Genomic DNA, 16,222 nt, shown 5'->3' on the forward strand with positions numbered 1-16,222 from the left:
ATCTCGACATTGTTCCTGCCCAATTTGCGGCCATCCGCAAATTGCTCCCGGAAACAGATGCTGCAGATTTCTCCCGCGCCGTTCCACTCGATCCTGGTCGTCCAAACCAAGTTCATAGGCGATCTCGTCCTCGCCTCGGCGCTCGCCAAAAACCTGCGGCTCGAATTCCCCGGCGCCAGCATCGTCTTTCTGTGCGAGGCCCGCTTCGAGAGCTTCGTCATGGCCCATGGTATCGCTTCCGAGGTGGTCGCATTCAGGCGCGACCGCATGCGCGGAACGCCCTTGGAGCGCGGGAAGGAGCTCTACGCCATGGTGCGGGCGTTGCGCCGCTTCCGTTTCGACCTGACCATCGACCTGACCGATTCGAAGACGTCGCGCATGGTCACCGGGCTCGTCAACGCCAAGACCCGTGTCGGTTACAATCCTTCCGAAAGACCCTTGCGTATGTTGGAGCGGCAACCCGCCAATGTCTTTGCCAAGCCCTACGGCTTTGATGGTCAGCATTTCCTGTACCGCTACCTCTCGCCGCTCGAAGCGCTCGGCATCGAACTTCGCACGGTGATTCCGAACCTTCAGCCGCTGCCATCGGAGACGGCGAAAGCATTGGCGCTGCTGGGTAAGCACCATCTGCGGCCAAACGCATTCATCGCCGTGCATGCGGGTGCAAGCTTCGAGGGCCGACGTTGGCAGCCGGAGCGGTTTGCAGCAGTGATCGTCGAGATTGCCGGCGAGACCAGCCTGGATGTCGTCCTGGTGGGCGGCCCGGATGAGCGCGAGATCGCCGAACGTATCGTCGCCAGAACCGCGCCCTCGGTCGTCAATCTCGTCGGTGACCTGTCGCTTGAAAGCCTGCTGGCGTTGCTGAAACAGGCTCGGCTGTTTCTCGGCAATGAGAGCGGCCCGATGCACATGGCCGCAGCCACCGGAACCCCGGTTGTCGGATTGTTCGGTCTGACGGAGCCGTCGCGCTGGGGTCCCGTCGGCGTGCCCAGCATCTCGCTCCAGCCGCCGATGCCTTGCGCCTGCATGGCCGAAAACCTCTGCCGCGCGCCGGATCCGAGCAAAGCATGCTGCGTCTGGGGCCTGGAGGTCAAGCCTGTGGTCGATGCGGTGCGCGAGGTTCTTTCGCGCACCGAAATGAAACTGGAACACGCCATCTGAGATCATGCGCCGCATGCACGACCGCTCTCGACGCGGTGGAATGACCTGTCGCCCACAGGAACGGTCACATTGTCGCGGAGCGCTTTTCAGCTATGCACCATCCCGATTTCCGCCTTCATGCGGGTCGTTGGGATGCCTGCTTGAAATGACGGGTCCGGGAATCGGTTTGATGCGCCTACTGCAAAAAAATCTCTGTATGATCGCCATGTTGTGGGCGATGGCATCCGCCAGCCATGCCGCGCCGCTCGTCGAGCCGACGCTGCACATCAAGTCGCAGGCGAGCGGAGCCGGCCGCGTGGCGCTTACGCTTGACGCGTGCGGTGGACAGACCGACAACCGGATCCTTTCGGCGCTGGTGGACAACAAGATTCCCGCCACCATTTTCGTCACCGGCATCTGGCTGAAGCGAAATGCCGCCGCTGTCGAGATCATGCGGGCGCATCCCGATCTGTTCGAACTGGAAAATCACGGCGGCCACCACATTCCGGCGGTCGACACGCCGCGGAAAATCTATGGCATCCGCAGTGCCGGCAGCCCGGACGCGGTGCTGGCCGAGGTCGAATCGGGAGCCGCCGCTCTTGCCGGGACCGGCGAGCCGGCACCGAAATGGTTCCGTGGCGCAACCGCCGAATACAGCCCGTCGGCAATCGCCATGATCCGCAAGCTTGGCTTCAAGGTCGCGGGTTTCTCGATAAACGGCGACGGTGGCTCTTTGCTCGGCGCCAAGGAAACCGCCCGGCGCATCGCGGCGGCCAAGGACGGCGACGTCATCATCTCGCACATCAACCAGCCGACCCATGCGGCCGGCGAAGGCGTGGTGCAGGGGCTGCTGGCGCTCAAGGCCAAGGGCTTGACCTTTGTGCGGCTCGACGATGCCGAGGGCATCGGCAACAACGGCACGACGGAGTGACTGGCCAGCCGAGCGGAGCTCGATGCCTTCGGGGTGGGCTCAGTCTGGTTTGGCTTCGATCGTGACCTTGCTGGCGTAGAATGCGCCGTGGTTGCGGATTTCAGCCATTTCGTCGAAAGGCCGCTCGTAGGCCCACATGGCGTTCTGGCCGGTCTCGCCGGCAGGCAGCACGCTCCAATAGCTTGCATCGCCCTTGTAGGGGCAATGGGTCGAGTGGTCGGTGCGGCCGAGCTTGCCGAAATCGATGTCGGCGAACGGAATGTAGAACGCCGCCGGATAGGGGGCCTCGGTCAGCACCTTGGCCTTCGCTGTTGAAGCGATGACCACGTCTCCGGTACGCACGGTAACGGTGCCGGCATAGGGCTCGATGGTGATGATTTTGTCCGGGTTGCGTTGGAAACCGGGTGCGGGGTTGGCGATCTGATCCATGCGGGGCTCTCCTTGCGTCGACTTTAAGGTGTGTCGCGCAAGCGCATTGTGCAAGCCGCTATCGCCATCCAGTACGCAAAACTTGCCGGGCCGACGCCGATGGATCGCGCCTTGGAACCCTCGAGATACTTGTCGTCAGCTGTCAGGCAGCGGCCTTGAACACGTCCATGAGACCGGCATAGGCGGCAGCGATCCCGGCGACCGGGTTGCTGCTTCTCGATACGGTCTCGACCTTCAAGGAACCGCCGCCGGTAGGCAAGGTGAGCAGCAGGAACTGGCGGTTTCCGCCATCGCCGACTGACGCGGCCGCGACGTGCTGGTCCTCGCCCTGATTCTGGACGCACATCTTGAACAGCAGCGTGCCGCCGACCGCTTCCAGCGCGCCGCCGACAACTTCAACAAATTCATCTTCGGAAACAGTCTTTGTGTCCGGCACCACATCGGCCAGACTTTCGGCAAGCGTACTCTCGAGAGCCTTGTCGTCGAGCTGCGCGTCCATGCGAACCTCTTTCAGTCGCCAATCGCACCCCTTTGCCCGTTAACGAAACTTAACGCCGACGATGGCCGGATTGTGGCGGTTTTCCACCAATGCGGCGCTTGGTGGTGCTGGCGGCTGGACAATCGGCCGGTTCGCTCCACAATAGCCCGAAAAGCACAACGCAAAAGCGTGAGGGAGGACCCAATGCTGGGACTGATGCAGGAATGGCCGCTGCTTTGCCATAAGCTCATCGACAATTCCGAGCGGCAGCATGGCGTGCGCGAGATCGTGACGCGCTCGATCGAGGGGCCGATCGTGCGCACCACTTACGCCGACATCCATCGTCGCGCCCTGAAGGTCGCCCAGCGGCTGGAGCGCGACGGCTATGGGCTGGGCGACCGCATCGCGACGCTGGCCTGGAACACCGCACGCCATATCGAGGCCTGGTACGGCATCATGGGCATCGGCGCCATCTACCACACGCTCAATCCGCGGCTGTTTCCCGAGCAGATCGTCTGGATCATGAACCATGCCGAGGACAAGGCAGTCTTCGTCGACCTGACCTTCGTGCCGCTGCTCGAGAAAATCGCCGGCGCCGTAAAATCGCTGAAACAGGTGATCGTGCTGACCGACAGGGCGCATATGCCGCCGACGACATTGCCCAACGCGGTCGCCTATGAGGATTGGCTTGACGAAGCGGATGGCGACTTCGCCTGGAAGACCTTCGACGAAAGCACCGCCGCTGGCATGTGTTACACGTCCGGGACCACGGGCGATCCCAAGGGCGTCGTCTACAGCCATCGTTCGAACGTGCTGCACGCCATGATCGCTGCCATGCCCGACGCCATGGGCCTGTCGTCGCGCGATACGATCCTGCCTGTCGTGCCGATGTTTCACGCCAATGCCTGGGGTCTTGGCCAGAGCGGGCCGATGATCGGCGCCAAGCTTGTCATGCCCGGCTGCAAGATGGACGGCGCCTCGATCTATGAATTGCTCGACACCGAGAAGGTGACCTTCAGCGCCGCCGTGCCGACCGTCTGGATGATGCTGCTGCAGCATCTGGAGGAGACCGGCAAGAAGCTTCCCTATCTGAACAAGGTTGTCATCGGCGGCTCGTCGTGCCCGCGCGCGATCATGACCAAGTTCCAGCAGAACTACGATGTCCAGGTTATCCACGCCTGGGGCATGACCGAAATGTCGCCGCTCGGCACGCTGTGCACCCTGAAGCCGGACCATGCCGGTCTTGAGGGCGAAGCCCGGCTCGATGTCCAGCAGAAACAGGGCTATCCGCCCTTCGGCGTCGAAATGAAGGTGACCGACGACGACAACAACGAGCAGCCTTGGGACGGCAAGACTTTTGGCCGCCTGAAAGTGCGTGGGCCGGCCGTTGCCCGTGCCTATTATGGCGGCGCCGGCGTGGAGCAGTTCGATGAGGATGGCTGGTTCGACACTGGCGACGTCGCCCACATCGACGCCGGCGGCTACATGCAGATCACCGATCGCGCCAAGGACGTCATCAAGTCCGGCGGCGAATGGATTTCGACCATCGACCTCGAGAATCTGGCTGTTGGCCATCCCGATGTCGCCGAGGCGGCAGCCATCGGCGTTCAGCATTCGAAATGGGGCGAACGGCCGCTGCTGGTCGTCGTCCGCAAACCGGGCAAGGAACCGACCAAGGCTGACATTCTCGACTTCATGGACGGCAAGGTGGCCAAATGGTGGATGCCGGACGATGTCGCTTTCGTCGGTGAAATTCCGCACACCGCCACCGGCAAGATCCAGAAGATCACCTTGCGCCAGCAATTCAAGGACTATCGCCTGCCGACGGATTGACGCGATGGTGCATGTTTCGGCTTCATGCCATCGCAAAAAGGCACTAAGTCTCCGTTCGGGTTGGGGCAGCACGGAAAACGATGGTTAGCATTCCTGAACGGCAAACGTCGAAGGCGGCCGGCTGGTCGCGGCGCACGGCCGCTTTTTCGTTGGTGCTGCTGCTGACGGTCTTCGTCGGCCATCGCTTCGATCTCGTCGAAACACCTGTCTTTCTGTGGGTGCTGGGCATTGTCGCGCTGCTGGCGGCGATGGCGCTGTTGTTTGCCGGGTTTGCCTTTTCGCGGCTCTGGAATTTCGGCGACCGCGGCGGTCGCGACCTGACGGTCGGCGCGCTGCTGGCACTGCTGGTGCTCGCACCCTATGGCGTCGCCGCCTACTGGGCGACGATCTATCCGCCGCTCAGGGATATCTCGACGGATTTCGACGAACCGCCGGCGCTCGACGTGAGCGACCGGAGGAAGGATATGAACGTGCTTGCGCCGTCGACGCCTGGGGAACAGCGGCTGCAGACCGATAGCTATCCGCTGGTCAGCGCACGCAGCTACGACCTGCCGTTCGAGACCGTCGTCAATGCCGTCGAAACCGTGCTCGACCGGCGCGACTGGGAGCTGTCGAAACCCTATCCCGATCTCGCCGGGCAAAGCGAGGTGACCATCACCGCCGTCGCCAAGGGCTTCGTGATCGGCCTTCCCGCCGACGTGGCGATCCGCGTGACGGACGATGGCGACACGGTCATCGTCGACATGCGGTCGGCATCCCGCTACGGCCGCTACGACCTCGGCGACAATGCGGCGCGCATCACCGAATTTCTCGCGGAACTCGACCAGGAAGTCGCCGGTCAGGTTGGCGCCGCTCCGGTCGAATGAGACCCAGGGGAGGCTATTCGCCAGGGTCGAACTCTCCTTTGAACAAGACTGTCGCGACCGGTCCAATCGGATTGGCGATCCGGCTCTCCAGGACTTCGACAAGTTTGCGTCCGACACCCGCTATGTCCACGAAATGAACGCCGATCTTCGCAGGCAGGAAGCGCGATAGCCGCGTGCTGTCCCGAGTGACAATGTGGATGTCACTCCCTGGCGCGAGACCTCTTCTGCCGAGAGCGTGTAATGCCCCCAGAAGGCCCAGTTCGTTGGCGCATGCCAAGCCCGTCGGCGGATCTGACCAGGCCAGCATGCGATCGAACCAGGCTGCGCTCGATTCCATGGTGAACATTCCATGACCGATCAGCGACTGGTCGATCGGAATACCAGCCTCGGCCATTGCCCTTCCATACCCGGAAAGACGCATGGCACTCGCCTGGTCGCCCGGAACGAGAAGTTGCAGCGCAATGCGTCGGCAGCCCTTGTCCATGAGCCGCCGGGTCGCCTCGTAGGCAATCTGTTCATTGTCGATGTCGACATAAGGATATGCTGTATCCAGGTCAGTTCTTCCAAACGCGACGAATGGCATGCCTCTATCCAGCAATAGCTTAACGCGCGGATCACCCGAGACCATGCGTGTGATAATCAGTCCGTCTGTGCTGCCCGCCTGAAGCTGTCGCTGCACACTCTCGATGGGATCATCATCGGGCGTGGTGGAGTAGATGGATAGGCTATAACCCGCTTGCCGCGCCGCCAGCGTCATGCCTTCGATTAACGGAAGCTTCAACAGATCGGACAGATGATCTTGTGTTTCCATCGGGTATATTGCTGTCATCGTCAGCGTGCGGCCAGTTTTGAGCGCGAAGCCATGATGATTTGGCACATAGCCGACCCGCTGCGCCACTTCCTTGACGCGAGCGATGGTGGCGGGATGAACCTCCGGCCCATCCTTCAGCGCGCGGGATACCGTGGTGACCGAAAGGGAAAGTTCCGCCGCGATCTGTTTCAGGTTGGTCATGTCGCCCGACCTCATTTGCGAAAGCGCCGGCTGATTTGCTGACTTCCACTACGTGACCGAATTCCACCTCACGGTCAATCCAAGCTCTCGCTAAAGCAGCTTGACTCTCCTGCAATTGGATGCAATCGTAACGTTACGATTGTCAAGAATTGGCCATTTTGAGCGCGTCTCAACAAATTCTAGGGAGGAGAACCTATGTCTTGGTTACGCATTTCCTTGACGGCATTAGCATTCTCGGCCGCCGTGCCGGTCTATGCCCAATCAGTCACCATCACGACCGCGGGCGGCGATTATGGCAACGCCATGAAGGAAGCCATGTGGGCCCCCGCTGCAAAAGAGCTTGGCTATGATGTCCGCGAGGAGACCCTCAGCGACGGCTTGGCCGCCCTGAAGATGCAGGTCACCTCGGGCGCGGTCACAACCGACGTCATTCACCTGGGCTCACCGGAGGGCGCGCAGGCCGCCGCACAGTCGCTGCTGGAGCCGCTCGACTACAAGATCATCGATCCAAAGGCCGTGCCGGATGGCGCAAAGTCCGACTACTGCTATCCGTTCGACTCCTATGGCACCGTCATGTCCTGGAACACCAAAACCTATGGCGAGAACCCGCCAAAGACATGGGCGGAGTTCTGGGATGTTGCCCAATTTCCGGGCCGTCGCGCCCTCCGCGCCAATGCACAGGACTCGATCGAGATCGCGCTGCTCTCGGACGGCGTAGCACCGGCCGACGTGTATTCCGTGCTCAGCACGCCGGAGGGCCTGGATCGCGCGATCAAGCGGCTTGAAGCGATCAAACCAAATGTCGCGGTGTGGTGGACTTCGGGAGCTCAGTCCGCGCAGTTGCTGAAAGATGGCGAGGCGGATTTGGTCGTTACCTGGAACGGGCGGGCCCAAACCGTGAAAGCGGATGGCGGCGCGGTCGATTACACGTTCAAGGGTTCCGTCATCGGTACGGATTGCCTCGGGGTACCGAAGGGGGCGCCGAACAAGGAAGCGGCCATGAAACTCATCGCGGCGATGACACAGCCCGCGCGCGTGGCGAAGCTGACCGATTTCATCGCTTATGGCCCGGTCAATCCTGCTGGCTATGAGGGTGGCCTTATTCCCGAGGACCGTCTGAAGACCCTTGCGACCGCGCCTGAAAATGCCGGCACTTCGGTGTTTTCGAATGCGGACTGGTGGGTCAAGAATGGCGAAGCTGCTCAAAAAACCTTCGATGAGATGATGGCCCGCTGAGTCTCAGCTTTAAGGCTGAAGCACATGATGAAGTCGCTCCCGATCACCATCGACAGCGTGCGCAAGACCTACGGATCTTACGTCGCGCTGGACGATGTCTCGCTCGACATTCAGGCTGGCGAATTTCTCACGCTCTTGGGGCCGTCCGGATCGGGCAAGACCACGCTGCTCATGGCTTTGGCCGGATTTGTCCGGCCCGATTCCGGTAAACTTTTGTTGGACGATCGGGACATTACCCGCCTGGCCCCCAACAAGCGCGACATCGGCATAGTCTTCCAGAACTACGCCCTGTTTCCCCACATGAACGTTCTGGCAAATGTCGAGTATCCGTTGGTGCTGCGCAAGACGCCGAAAGCCGAGGCCCGCCAGAGGGCACTCGACACTTTGGCCCGCGTGAAGCTTGAAGGTTTGGCGGAGCGCAACATTGCCGCATTGTCCGGCGGCCAGCGCCAGCGGGTGGCGTTGGCGCGGGCGATCGTCTTTGAGCCACGCGTGATGCTGATGGACGAGCCGTTGTCGGCGCTCGACAAGAACCTGCGCGAAACCATGCAGTACGAGATCCGGCGTCTGCACGATGATCTGGGGATCACCACGGTCTATGTGACGCATGACCAGCGCGAAGCGCTAATCATGTCCGACAGGATCGCGGTGATGAATTCCGGCCGCATCCAGCAGATCGATACGCCACAGCGGATCTATGATCGTCCATCGACCCGCTTCGTCGCGGAGTTCATGGGCGAGGCCAACATTGTGGCCCCGGGCTCGGCGCGCAGAATAGACGGCGCCGATGCGTCACGCGAAGCTCTGATGATCCGCGCGGAATGCTTCCATCTTGATGCGAAGCTCGTCGGGCCAGACGGGGTGGCCCTTGAGGGAACGCTGCGCGCCAAGGCGTTTCGTGGCGAGAACTGGCTTTTGACGCTGGCGCTTGACGGCGGGCAAGAGATACTTGTCTGCATTCCGGCGGCGCTGGCCAGCGGCTGCGCCGAACTTGCCGCCGGTCAGCGGGTGACCGCCTATGCACCAGCAGCGAAAGTTCACGCGATACCGGGAGTGGTAGCGTGACCGTCCTTGCCGATCCTGCGCTCGCGGCAGACGCGCGACGCGAGCGGCGGTTCTTCCTCTCGCTTTCACTGCCTGCGCTGTTCATCGTCGGACTGGCGGCGATAATGCCTATCCTATGGATCATCCGGCAATCCTTCCTGACCACGGGGGGCGAGTACACCGTCGGCAACTACGAGAAGGTGCTTTCGAGCGGGCTGACATGGTCGGCACTGGTCACAACCCTTGAACTGTCCCTGGGCACGCTGGCGATCTGCATTCTTCTCGGTACTCCCCTGGCGCTCGCCCTGGCCAGCGCCAGACCAAGGGTGGCCAATTTGCTGATGGCCTTCGTCATGCTGCCGTTGTGGACCTCCATTCTGGTGCGCACCTATGGCTGGCTCGTGCTGTTGCGGCGCGATGGCCTGATCAACGCAACTTTGACGGGTTCAGGCCTGACAGCTGAGCCATTGCCGCTGGTCTACAATTTCACGGGAACGCTGATCGGCATGGTTCACTACATGCTGCCGCTTTTTCTGCTGCCCGTTTATGCGGCGATGCGCGATATCGATGCAAACCTCGTCCGCGCGTCGGCGAGCATGGGCGCCACTCTCGGGCAAACGATCCGCACGGTCATCCTGCCGCTTTCGGCCGGCGGCATCTTCTCGGGTTCGATCATCGTCTTCATTTACACCATAGGGTTCTTCATCACGCCCGCGGTGCTTGGCGGCGGCAAGGTAAATCCGCTTTCCACCCGGATCGAGCGCACGCTATCGACCTTCCAGGATTGGGGCTCGGCGAGCGTCCTGGGCATTCTGCTCCTCGTTCTTATGGCGTTGGTGGGGGTGATGTTCCTGGCTGCGCGGCGGCTCATTGCCGGACGCAGCATCGGCACAGCCCATGCTTGAAGCCTATCCAGACAGCAGGCTGGCCCGCATCCTCCTGTGGAGCTTTTGTGCGCTCGTTATGGCGTTCCTGATGCTGCCGACGCTCGTCGTCGTCCCGCTCTCCTTTTCGGCGTCCAATCTTCTCGAGTTCCCACCGCGCGCATACTCGTTGCGCTGGTACGAGACTTTCTTCGGTTCGGCGACATGGATGGCCGCACTCAGGACGAGCCTGATCCTCGGCACATTGACAGCGATGATCACAGTGCCGCTGGGGCTTCTGGCCGGCATCTCGATCAACCGGCTCGGCGGAAAGGCCGCCGTAACCATTCAGGGCGTTCTGCTCACCCCGTCCATTGTGCCGGGGATCCTGCTCGCGATCGGTCTCTTCTTTGTTCTGGCGGCGCAACGTCTTGTCGGAACGCTGTTCGGTGTCCTGGTCGGACATGTGGTACTAGCCATTCCGGTCGCGTGCATTGTGTTGTTGCCCGCCTTGGCCCGCTTTGACTGGAACCAGGTTCAGGCGGCGCGCAGCCTGGGCGCAAACTGGGCGAGAGCCATTGGCGGAATAATTGTCCCCCAACTTCAGATCAGTCTGTTGTCGGCCACACTGATGGCCTTCCTGACCTCGCTAGACGAATCCGTCATTTCGATCTTCGTCGCGAGTGGTCAAAACAGCACGCTGCCGAAGCTCATGTTCCTGTCGCTGCGCGATCAGATCGACCCGACCATCGCGGCGATTTCGACCTTGTGGACCGTCATCGTCGTGGTCGTTGTCCTGGTCGTGACCCTTCGCCAAAAATCCTGAGCGAGACTGAAAACATGCCCAACAATCATCATGCAGCCGACGATCTGGCCGATCATTCAACGGACATACCCCAAGTGGGGTTGGCGATCATCACCGGATCGGCGAATTGGGGTCTCGCCTTTCCGGAAGATGTCGAAGTTGATGGCGTCCGCACCTTGCAGCGAGACATGAGTTTCCAAACGCCTTTCGGTCCCAGCGACAATTGGAAGCTGCTCGAATTCGATGCATCTATTACCGTCGAGGGCAAAACGAAACGTGCCCTGTGCATGTATTCGCACGGCAATCCCCGAGACCATATCGACCATTCCTGTCATCGCCGCGCGTTCTGGGTGTTGATGAGTGCGGGTGTAAAGCAGATTCTCTCCTGCTCGACCATTGGCGCCGTCAACAAGGCTATCAAGCCCGGCGACATGGTGGTGAACGCCGATATCCTCGAACTGACGCAGACCCCGTTTTCACTGCTTCCCGGCCGCCAGAGCTTCGACTGCTCGGGCAAGCAGATCGTATGTCCAAGATGTGCGGCATTGTTGGCCGAGACCGCCCGGCGCCATTGGCCAGCCGAATGCCGCGTCCATGGCATCGAGCAGCAGTTGGTGGCTGCCCACTGCTACGGGCCGCGACTGACAACTCCCGCCGAAGCTCTGGCATATCGAAACATGGGAGCGGACGTGCTCAACCACTCGATCGCCCCTGAGGCCACCTTATCGCGCGAGATCGGCGCCTGTTTCGTGCCCCTGGCGTTCGTCACGGCCGGTTTCAACGACTATATGGACCGCGAGCGCCAGAAATTGCTGCAGGAGCACGTGCTGCCGAGCCTCTCTATGACAGCCTCGCGGGTTGCGCTGGAGACCGCGGCACGTCTTCCAACGGATCCCGAATGCTCTTGCCAGGGCTTGAAGTCGCCTCAGCCAGCAGAGCGCTCCAGCCGGTTCTAGAGCGAATGGCGCCGATAGCCTATCCGGCCGGCGTGAAAATGCCGTCGATGGCCGGTGCGGCATCGGTCACAACCAGGCCGCGCGCCGTCAGATCCTCGAGATGGGCAAGCACCGACAATCCGGCGGCACCATGCAGCCGCGGGTCGGTGTCCCTGTAGATCGCCTTGACCATGTCCACGATCGTCCGGTCGCCTTCTCTGACCCGCTCCAGTATGGCGCGCTCGCGCATCTTGCGATGCGTCTTCAACCCGCGCATGAAAGCGCGCGGTGCTGTCACCGGCCCGCCATGTCCGGGCAACAGCAAGCGGTCCCCGCGTTCGATCAAGCGATCCAGCGAGGCCATGTAGTCGGCCATCGCTCCATCCGGCGGGGCGACGATGGAGGTTGCCCAGGCCATGACATGATCGGCCGAAAACAGGATGCCGGTTCCCTCCAGCGCGCCAATTCTTTCCAGCGCGAATGCCGCATGATTGGCGGTGTGGCCCGGGGTCAGAACCGTCCTGATCGACCAGCCGTCGCCGTCGACCACCTCGCCGTCGGGCAGGGCGACATCAGGGACGAAAGCCGTGTCGGCACTGGCGTCGAGCGCATTGGTCTCGCCGATATGCAGGGCTCTTGCCGGCCGGTGCGGCCCCTCTGCCAGCACGAGGGCGCCGGTGCGCTCTTTCAGCCGGGCCGCCAGCGGGGAGTGGTCGCGATGCGTATGGCTGACGAAGATATGGCTGACCGGCCGGTCTGCGATCACGCCGAGCAGGGTCCGCAGATGCGCCTCGTCATCCGGCCCCGGATCGATCACCGCCAGCGTATCGCGGCCAATTATGTAGCTGTTGGTGCCGTGAAAGGTGAAAGGGCTTGGATTGCGGGCCGTGATGCGCTGGACATCGGGCGCGACGTTCACCCCCTGGCCATAGAAGGGGTCGAAGCCGGTATCGAATTTCAGTGCCATGCATCGGTGCCTTGTTTCGGGAAACGGCAAAACCGATTGCCGCATAACACGCAAGCCAATATAGGAGGATGTGAGGCCGCGAACATCGGTGTGCGGCAATCGGATTGGGGAAATACCATGGCAATTGCAACTACGATGCGTCCGCTTGTTTCTCTGGCTCTGCCGCAAAATGGCGCGGCGCGGCTGGCAACGCAGCTTTTCCTGGCCATCGCCGGAACGCTTGTGCTGACCCTGTCGGCCAAGACCAAGGTTATGCTCGGGCCGGTCGACATTTCGATGCAGACGCTGGCCGTGCTGCTGATCGCCGCCGCCTTCGGCATGCGTCTCGGCGTCGCCACCCTGCTGCTCTACATGGCCGAGGGCGCCATGGGCTTCCCCGTCTTCCAGAGCACGCCTGAAAAGGGCATCGGCATTGCCTACATGCTCGGCTCGACCGGCGGTTATCTCGCCGGCTTCGTGGTCATGGCGGCCATTGTCGGCTGGGCGGCGGATCGCGGTTGGGACCGCCATCCGATCAAGCTTTTCAACGCCATGCTGGTTGCCGAATTCGTCATGATGGCAATGGGCTTTGCCTGGCTGGCGCTGCTCATCGGTCCGGAAAAGTCGTGGCAGTTCGGCGTCGTGCCGTTCATCGTCGGCGACCTGATCAAGGTGGCTCTGGCGGCAAGCCTGGTGCCGGCCGTCTGGACGCTGCTCAAGCGCGGCTGAAGCGCGCGATCGAAGAAACGGCCAGGGGCAATCAAGCCACTGGCCGGAGCGGCGTGACTGGCCGATTTCCGGTCTGGTGTCCGCCAACCTCGATAGATTGTCGGTTATATCGCCCTAGACGCTGCGACATCTTCAGTAATGATCATCAAGCCGCTTTATTAGCCTAGGCTTTTCAATTCCCGAACTGTTGACCTAAGAAATAGATGCTTGCTGGCGCAGCCGCGCTGTCGTAGCTCTTGGTCTTCGACTGTATCGAATCGCCGGGGGGCGAGACGTCCGATTCGTTGTTGTGAGCGATTAGGTCAGATGCACTATCGCGCTGGTCTGTCGCCGACACGGCAGCTTCGGGGAAGGGGGGAAGACGTTGAATGTCGCAGCGTCGACTATTGTCGGAAGCCGGCATTTCCTGTTCAGGATTCGGTTTCAACTGCTTGGCGGACTGACATTCGCGATTTTTGCGCCGGCGATCATCCGGATTGTCTTCAATCCTGAATTTATCTATTCGGCCAGTCTTCAGGTCACGGTGGCCGCTGCGGTCATCGCGCACCTTGTGGGCTTCTTGTCCTATCGCCGCATCGGAAATTTCCCGGGCGTGGCCGCGGCAAGTTACATCTTGCCGACATTTGCCCTGTCCTATGGGGCTGTTTTCCTGACCATCTTCTTTTTTCGGTTCGAGTACAGCCGGTTTCAAGCCGCCGCCAGTTTCACGCAGTCCACGCTCTGGTATTTCGGCCTGAGCCTGTTGACGCGGCGCCTCGATCCGTACCGGCTCGTCGTGATTCCCGGCGGAGATGTCGAGCGCCTCAAGACGTTACCGGGTGTGCATTGGTTTTGGATCAAGTCGACCAGTACGATAATCGAAAGAGCCAGCGGCGTGGTCGTTGATCTGCGTGCCGATCTTGGCGCGGAATGGGAACGATACATCGCGGATCGGGCCCTTTCGGGAACGCCCGTATACCACGTCAAGCAGGTCAGCGAGTCGCTGACCGGGCGGGTCGAGATCGAGCACCTGTCGGAAAACACGCTTGGTTCACTCAATCCGAACCAAGCCTATCTCAAGATCAAGCAGGCAGCCGACTGGGTCTCGGCACTTGTCTTGATTATCGTTCTTTCCCCGGTTCTGGCGTTGATAGCGCTGCTGATCCGGCTGGATTCCGATGGTCCCGCGCTGTTTCGCCAGCAGCGCATGGGCTACCGGGGCAAGATCTGCACGGTCTACAAGTTTCGCTCGATGCGCCAGCACTCTGACGCCGGCAGCGACAAGGAGAGGGCGATCACCAGGCGCGATGATGATCGCATCACCCGAGTCGGGCGTTTCCTGCGAAAATCCAGGATCGACGAACTGCCGCAGGTCATCAACATCCTGCGTGGCGAAATGAGTTGGATCGGACCGCGACCGGAAGCTGTCGTGCTGTCACAGTGGTACGAGGCTGAGCTGCCATTCTATCGCTACAGGCATATCGTCAGGCCAGGCATAAGTGGGTGGGCACAAGTAAATCAGGGGCATGTGGCTGCCGTCGATGACGTTATGGAAAAATTGCACTATGATTTCTATTACATAAAGAACTTTTCGCCTTGGCTGGACGTTTTGATAACCCTCAAGACAATGAAAACGATGCTTACCGGCTTTGGTGCGCGATAACCAATGCGAAGCATGGCTCTGGAATAGCAAGCGCAGGAAGCAGATGGATCTCGCCTCCAGGAAAATAGCGATCATCGGGCTTGGCTATGTCGGCCTGCCGCTGGCGGTCGCTTTTGGCGCCACCAGGGATGTCGTCGGGTTCGACATCGACCAGTCGAGGGTGGACGCGCTGAGGCGTGGTGACGATCATACGCTGGAAGCCAGCAGTGATGAGATCAGTGCTGCGTCGCGGCTGACATTCACCACAGACAAGGCCGATCTGCGCGATTGCGGGATTTTCATCGTCACGGTTCCGACGCCGATCGACAGGGCCAACCGTCCGGATCTGAAACCGTTGATCATGGCATCGACTTTGGTCGGTGAGGTCATATCGCCAGGCGCGGTGGTGATCTTCGAATCGACGGTCTACCCCGGCTGCACGGAAGAGGTGTGCGCGCCGCTGATCGAGAAACATTCGGGCCTGCGCTACAATGAGGGGTTCTTCCTCGGCTACAGTCCCGAGCGCATCAATCCGGGCGACCGCGAGCATCGGTTGCAGACGATCGTCAAGGTCACCAGCGGCTCGACGCCGGAAGCGGCCGAAGGTATCGATGCGCTCTATGCCTCGATCGTGCCGGCAGGCACACACCGTACCTCGAGCATTGCGGTCGCCGAAGCGGCCAAGGTCATCGAGAACACTCAGCGCGACCTCAACATCGCGCTGATGAACGAGCTGTCGCTTATCTTCGGCAAGCTCGGCATCGACACGTCCGAAGTGCTGGAAGCCGCCGGCACCAAATGGAATTTCCTGCGCTTCACGCCTGGTCTCGTCGGCGGCCACTGCATCGGGGTCGATCCCTACTATCTCACCCACAAGGCCCAGGAACTCGGCTATCATCCGGAGGTGATTCTTGCCGGCCGCCGTATCAATGACGGCATGGGTCAGCACGCGGCGGATCAGACGGCCCGCCTGATGATGCGCAAGGGAATACCTGTCGTTGGCAGCCGGATTCTGGTGATGGGCGCGGCCTTCAAGGAAAATTGTCCGGACCTGAGGAATTCCAAGGTCGCCGATATCGTTGCCCAACTGAAGGAATACAATGCCGGCATCGACATATGGGACCCCTGGGTCAACGCGCAGGAATGCGCGCGTGCCTTCGGCATAGCCAGCATGAAGGACATTCCCGATCAGCGCTATGACGGCGTTATCGTGGCCGTCGGCCACTGGCAGTTCCGCGCGCTGGGCGTCGACGGCCTGCAGGCGCTTTGCAAGACCCCGGGCGTCATCTACGACATCAAGGGTCTGTTCCCCAGGCATGTTACGGATGGGCGCTTCTGATGAGGGTTCTGGTCA

Annotated in this window: 16 protein-coding genes; 12 read left to right on the forward strand and 4 right to left on the reverse strand. The window is 61.1% G+C overall.

Going from position 1 to position 16,222, the window contains the following annotated elements:
• The first annotated feature begins 57 nt into the window (after positions 1 to 57).
• Both NKI21_RS29525 and NKI21_RS29530 read left to right on the forward strand, forming a co-directional pair.
• A complete protein-coding gene (locus tag NKI21_RS29525; RefSeq protein ID WP_352868744.1) occupies positions 58 to 1,161 on the forward strand; it encodes a glycosyltransferase family 9 protein in 1,104 nt (367 codons plus the stop codon).
• A 169-nt stretch (positions 1,162 to 1,330) separates the two neighbouring features.
• Positions 1,331 to 2,071: a polysaccharide deacetylase family protein gene (locus NKI21_RS29530; protein ID WP_352442764.1), complete on the forward strand. Its 741-nt coding sequence runs from the start codon at positions 1,331 to 1,333 to the stop codon at positions 2,069 to 2,071.
• Positions 2,072 to 2,110: 39 nt separating this feature from the next.
• Here NKI21_RS29530 and NKI21_RS29535 read toward each other — a convergent pair whose 3' ends face one another.
• On the reverse strand, positions 2,111 to 2,500 hold the full coding sequence (locus NKI21_RS29535; protein ID WP_352721765.1) for a DUF427 domain-containing protein: 390 nt from the start codon (positions 2,498 to 2,500) through the stop codon (positions 2,111 to 2,113).
• 142 nt (positions 2,501 to 2,642) lie between these two features.
• Complete coding sequence (locus NKI21_RS29540; RefSeq protein WP_023808564.1) at positions 2,643 to 2,999, reverse strand: hypothetical protein; 357 nt, start codon at positions 2,997 to 2,999, stop codon at positions 2,643 to 2,645.
• Positions 3,000 to 3,182: 183 nt separating this feature from the next.
• Here NKI21_RS29540 and NKI21_RS29545 point away from each other — a divergent pair, with 183 nt between their 5' ends.
• Together NKI21_RS29545 and NKI21_RS29550 are read left to right on the forward strand one after the other, a co-directional pair.
• Positions 3,183 to 4,811: a fatty-acid--CoA ligase gene (locus NKI21_RS29545; protein ID WP_352868747.1), complete on the forward strand. Its 1,629-nt coding sequence runs from the start codon at positions 3,183 to 3,185 to the stop codon at positions 4,809 to 4,811.
• An 80-nt stretch (positions 4,812 to 4,891) separates the two neighbouring features.
• On the forward strand, positions 4,892 to 5,677 hold the full coding sequence (locus NKI21_RS29550; protein ID WP_352868750.1) for a DUF1499 domain-containing protein: 786 nt from the start codon (positions 4,892 to 4,894) through the stop codon (positions 5,675 to 5,677).
• 13 nt (positions 5,678 to 5,690) lie between these two features.
• Here the strand turns inward: NKI21_RS29550 and NKI21_RS29555 are convergent, their stop codons facing one another.
• A complete protein-coding gene (locus NKI21_RS29555; protein WP_128302515.1) occupies positions 5,691 to 6,689 on the reverse strand; it encodes a LacI family DNA-binding transcriptional regulator in 999 nt (332 codons plus the stop codon).
• A 195-nt stretch (positions 6,690 to 6,884) separates the two neighbouring features.
• Here NKI21_RS29555 and NKI21_RS29560 point away from each other — a divergent pair, with 195 nt between their 5' ends.
• The 5 genes from NKI21_RS29560 to NKI21_RS29580 are packed head-to-tail and all read left to right on the forward strand — an operon-like array spanning position 6,885 to position 11,593.
• Entirely contained in the window at positions 6,885 to 7,925 is a 1,041-nt protein-coding gene (locus NKI21_RS29560; protein WP_352442761.1) for an ABC transporter substrate-binding protein, read from the forward strand.
• 27 nt (positions 7,926 to 7,952) lie between these two features.
• Positions 7,953 to 8,990 (forward strand): ABC transporter ATP-binding protein, encoded by a 1,038-nt coding sequence (locus tag NKI21_RS29565; protein ID WP_352442781.1) that lies wholly within the window; start codon positions 7,953 to 7,955, stop codon positions 8,988 to 8,990.
• Entirely contained in the window at positions 8,987 to 9,874 is an 888-nt protein-coding gene (locus NKI21_RS29570) for an ABC transporter permease (protein WP_352442760.1), read from the forward strand. The genes NKI21_RS29565 and NKI21_RS29570 overlap by 4 nt, the downstream gene beginning before the upstream one ends.
• Positions 9,867 to 10,658, forward strand: coding sequence for an ABC transporter permease (locus tag NKI21_RS29575; RefSeq protein WP_128302516.1), 792 nt, complete (start codon positions 9,867 to 9,869; stop codon positions 10,656 to 10,658). The genes NKI21_RS29570 and NKI21_RS29575 overlap by 8 nt, the downstream gene beginning before the upstream one ends.
• A 14-nt stretch (positions 10,659 to 10,672) precedes the next feature.
• Positions 10,673 to 11,593: a phosphorylase family protein gene (locus NKI21_RS29580; RefSeq protein ID WP_128302517.1), complete on the forward strand. Its 921-nt coding sequence runs from the start codon at positions 10,673 to 10,675 to the stop codon at positions 11,591 to 11,593.
• Between the two features lie 19 nt (positions 11,594 to 11,612).
• Here the strand turns inward: NKI21_RS29580 and NKI21_RS29585 are convergent, their stop codons facing one another.
• Positions 11,613 to 12,539 carry an MBL fold metallo-hydrolase gene (locus tag NKI21_RS29585; protein ID WP_128302518.1) on the reverse strand — a complete coding sequence of 309 codons (927 nt, stop codon included), beginning with the start codon at positions 12,537 to 12,539 and terminating at the stop codon, positions 11,613 to 11,615.
• Between the two features lie 117 nt (positions 12,540 to 12,656).
• Here NKI21_RS29585 and NKI21_RS29590 point away from each other — a divergent pair, with 117 nt between their 5' ends.
• The 3 genes from NKI21_RS29590 (at position 12,657) to NKI21_RS29600 (ending at position 16,207) form a co-directional block, all read left to right on the forward strand.
• On the forward strand, positions 12,657 to 13,247 hold the full coding sequence (locus tag NKI21_RS29590; protein ID WP_352442759.1) for a biotin transporter BioY: 591 nt from the start codon (positions 12,657 to 12,659) through the stop codon (positions 13,245 to 13,247).
• 364 nt (positions 13,248 to 13,611) lie between these two features.
• Positions 13,612 to 14,889, forward strand: coding sequence for a sugar transferase (locus NKI21_RS29595; protein WP_352442758.1), 1,278 nt, complete (start codon positions 13,612 to 13,614; stop codon positions 14,887 to 14,889).
• A 43-nt stretch (positions 14,890 to 14,932) separates the two neighbouring features.
• Positions 14,933 to 16,207 carry a nucleotide sugar dehydrogenase gene (locus tag NKI21_RS29600; protein ID WP_128302521.1) on the forward strand — a complete coding sequence of 425 codons (1,275 nt, stop codon included), beginning with the start codon at positions 14,933 to 14,935 and terminating at the stop codon, positions 16,205 to 16,207.
• The last annotated feature ends 15 nt before the right edge of the window (positions 16,208 to 16,222 follow it).

Origin of the sequence: Mesorhizobium sp. M0715, from assembly GCF_040320355.1 — a bacterium.
GTDB lineage: Bacteria > Pseudomonadota > Alphaproteobacteria > Rhizobiales > Rhizobiaceae > Mesorhizobium.

Coding starts and splice junctions, on each gene's coding strand:
- NKI21_RS29565 (WP_352442781.1), top strand. CDS start 7,953: ATGAAGTCGCTCCCGATCACCATCGACAGCGTGCGCAAGACCTACGGA.
- NKI21_RS29550 (WP_352868750.1), top strand. CDS start 4,892: ATGGTTAGCATTCCTGAACGGCAAACGTCGAAGGCGGCCGGCTGGTCG.
- NKI21_RS29580 (WP_128302517.1), top strand. CDS start 10,673: ATGCCCAACAATCATCATGCAGCCGACGATCTGGCCGATCATTCAACG.
- NKI21_RS29590 (WP_352442759.1), top strand. CDS start 12,657: ATGGCAATTGCAACTACGATGCGTCCGCTTGTTTCTCTGGCTCTGCCG.
- NKI21_RS29525 (WP_352868744.1), top strand. CDS start 58: ATGCTGCAGATTTCTCCCGCGCCGTTCCACTCGATCCTGGTCGTCCAA.
- NKI21_RS29600 (WP_128302521.1), top strand. CDS start 14,933: ATGGATCTCGCCTCCAGGAAAATAGCGATCATCGGGCTTGGCTATGTC.
- NKI21_RS29540 (WP_023808564.1), bottom strand. CDS start 2,999: ATGGACGCGCAGCTCGACGACAAGGCTCTCGAGAGTACGCTTGCCGAA.
- NKI21_RS29560 (WP_352442761.1), top strand. CDS start 6,885: ATGTCTTGGTTACGCATTTCCTTGACGGCATTAGCATTCTCGGCCGCC.
- NKI21_RS29545 (WP_352868747.1), top strand. CDS start 3,183: ATGCTGGGACTGATGCAGGAATGGCCGCTGCTTTGCCATAAGCTCATC.
- NKI21_RS29585 (WP_128302518.1), bottom strand. CDS start 12,539: ATGGCACTGAAATTCGATACCGGCTTCGACCCCTTCTATGGCCAGGGG.
- NKI21_RS29530 (WP_352442764.1), top strand. CDS start 1,331: ATGCGCCTACTGCAAAAAAATCTCTGTATGATCGCCATGTTGTGGGCG.
- NKI21_RS29575 (WP_128302516.1), top strand. CDS start 9,867: ATGCTTGAAGCCTATCCAGACAGCAGGCTGGCCCGCATCCTCCTGTGG.
- NKI21_RS29555 (WP_128302515.1), bottom strand. CDS start 6,689: ATGACCAACCTGAAACAGATCGCGGCGGAACTTTCCCTTTCGGTCACC.
- NKI21_RS29535 (WP_352721765.1), bottom strand. CDS start 2,500: ATGGATCAGATCGCCAACCCCGCACCCGGTTTCCAACGCAACCCGGAC.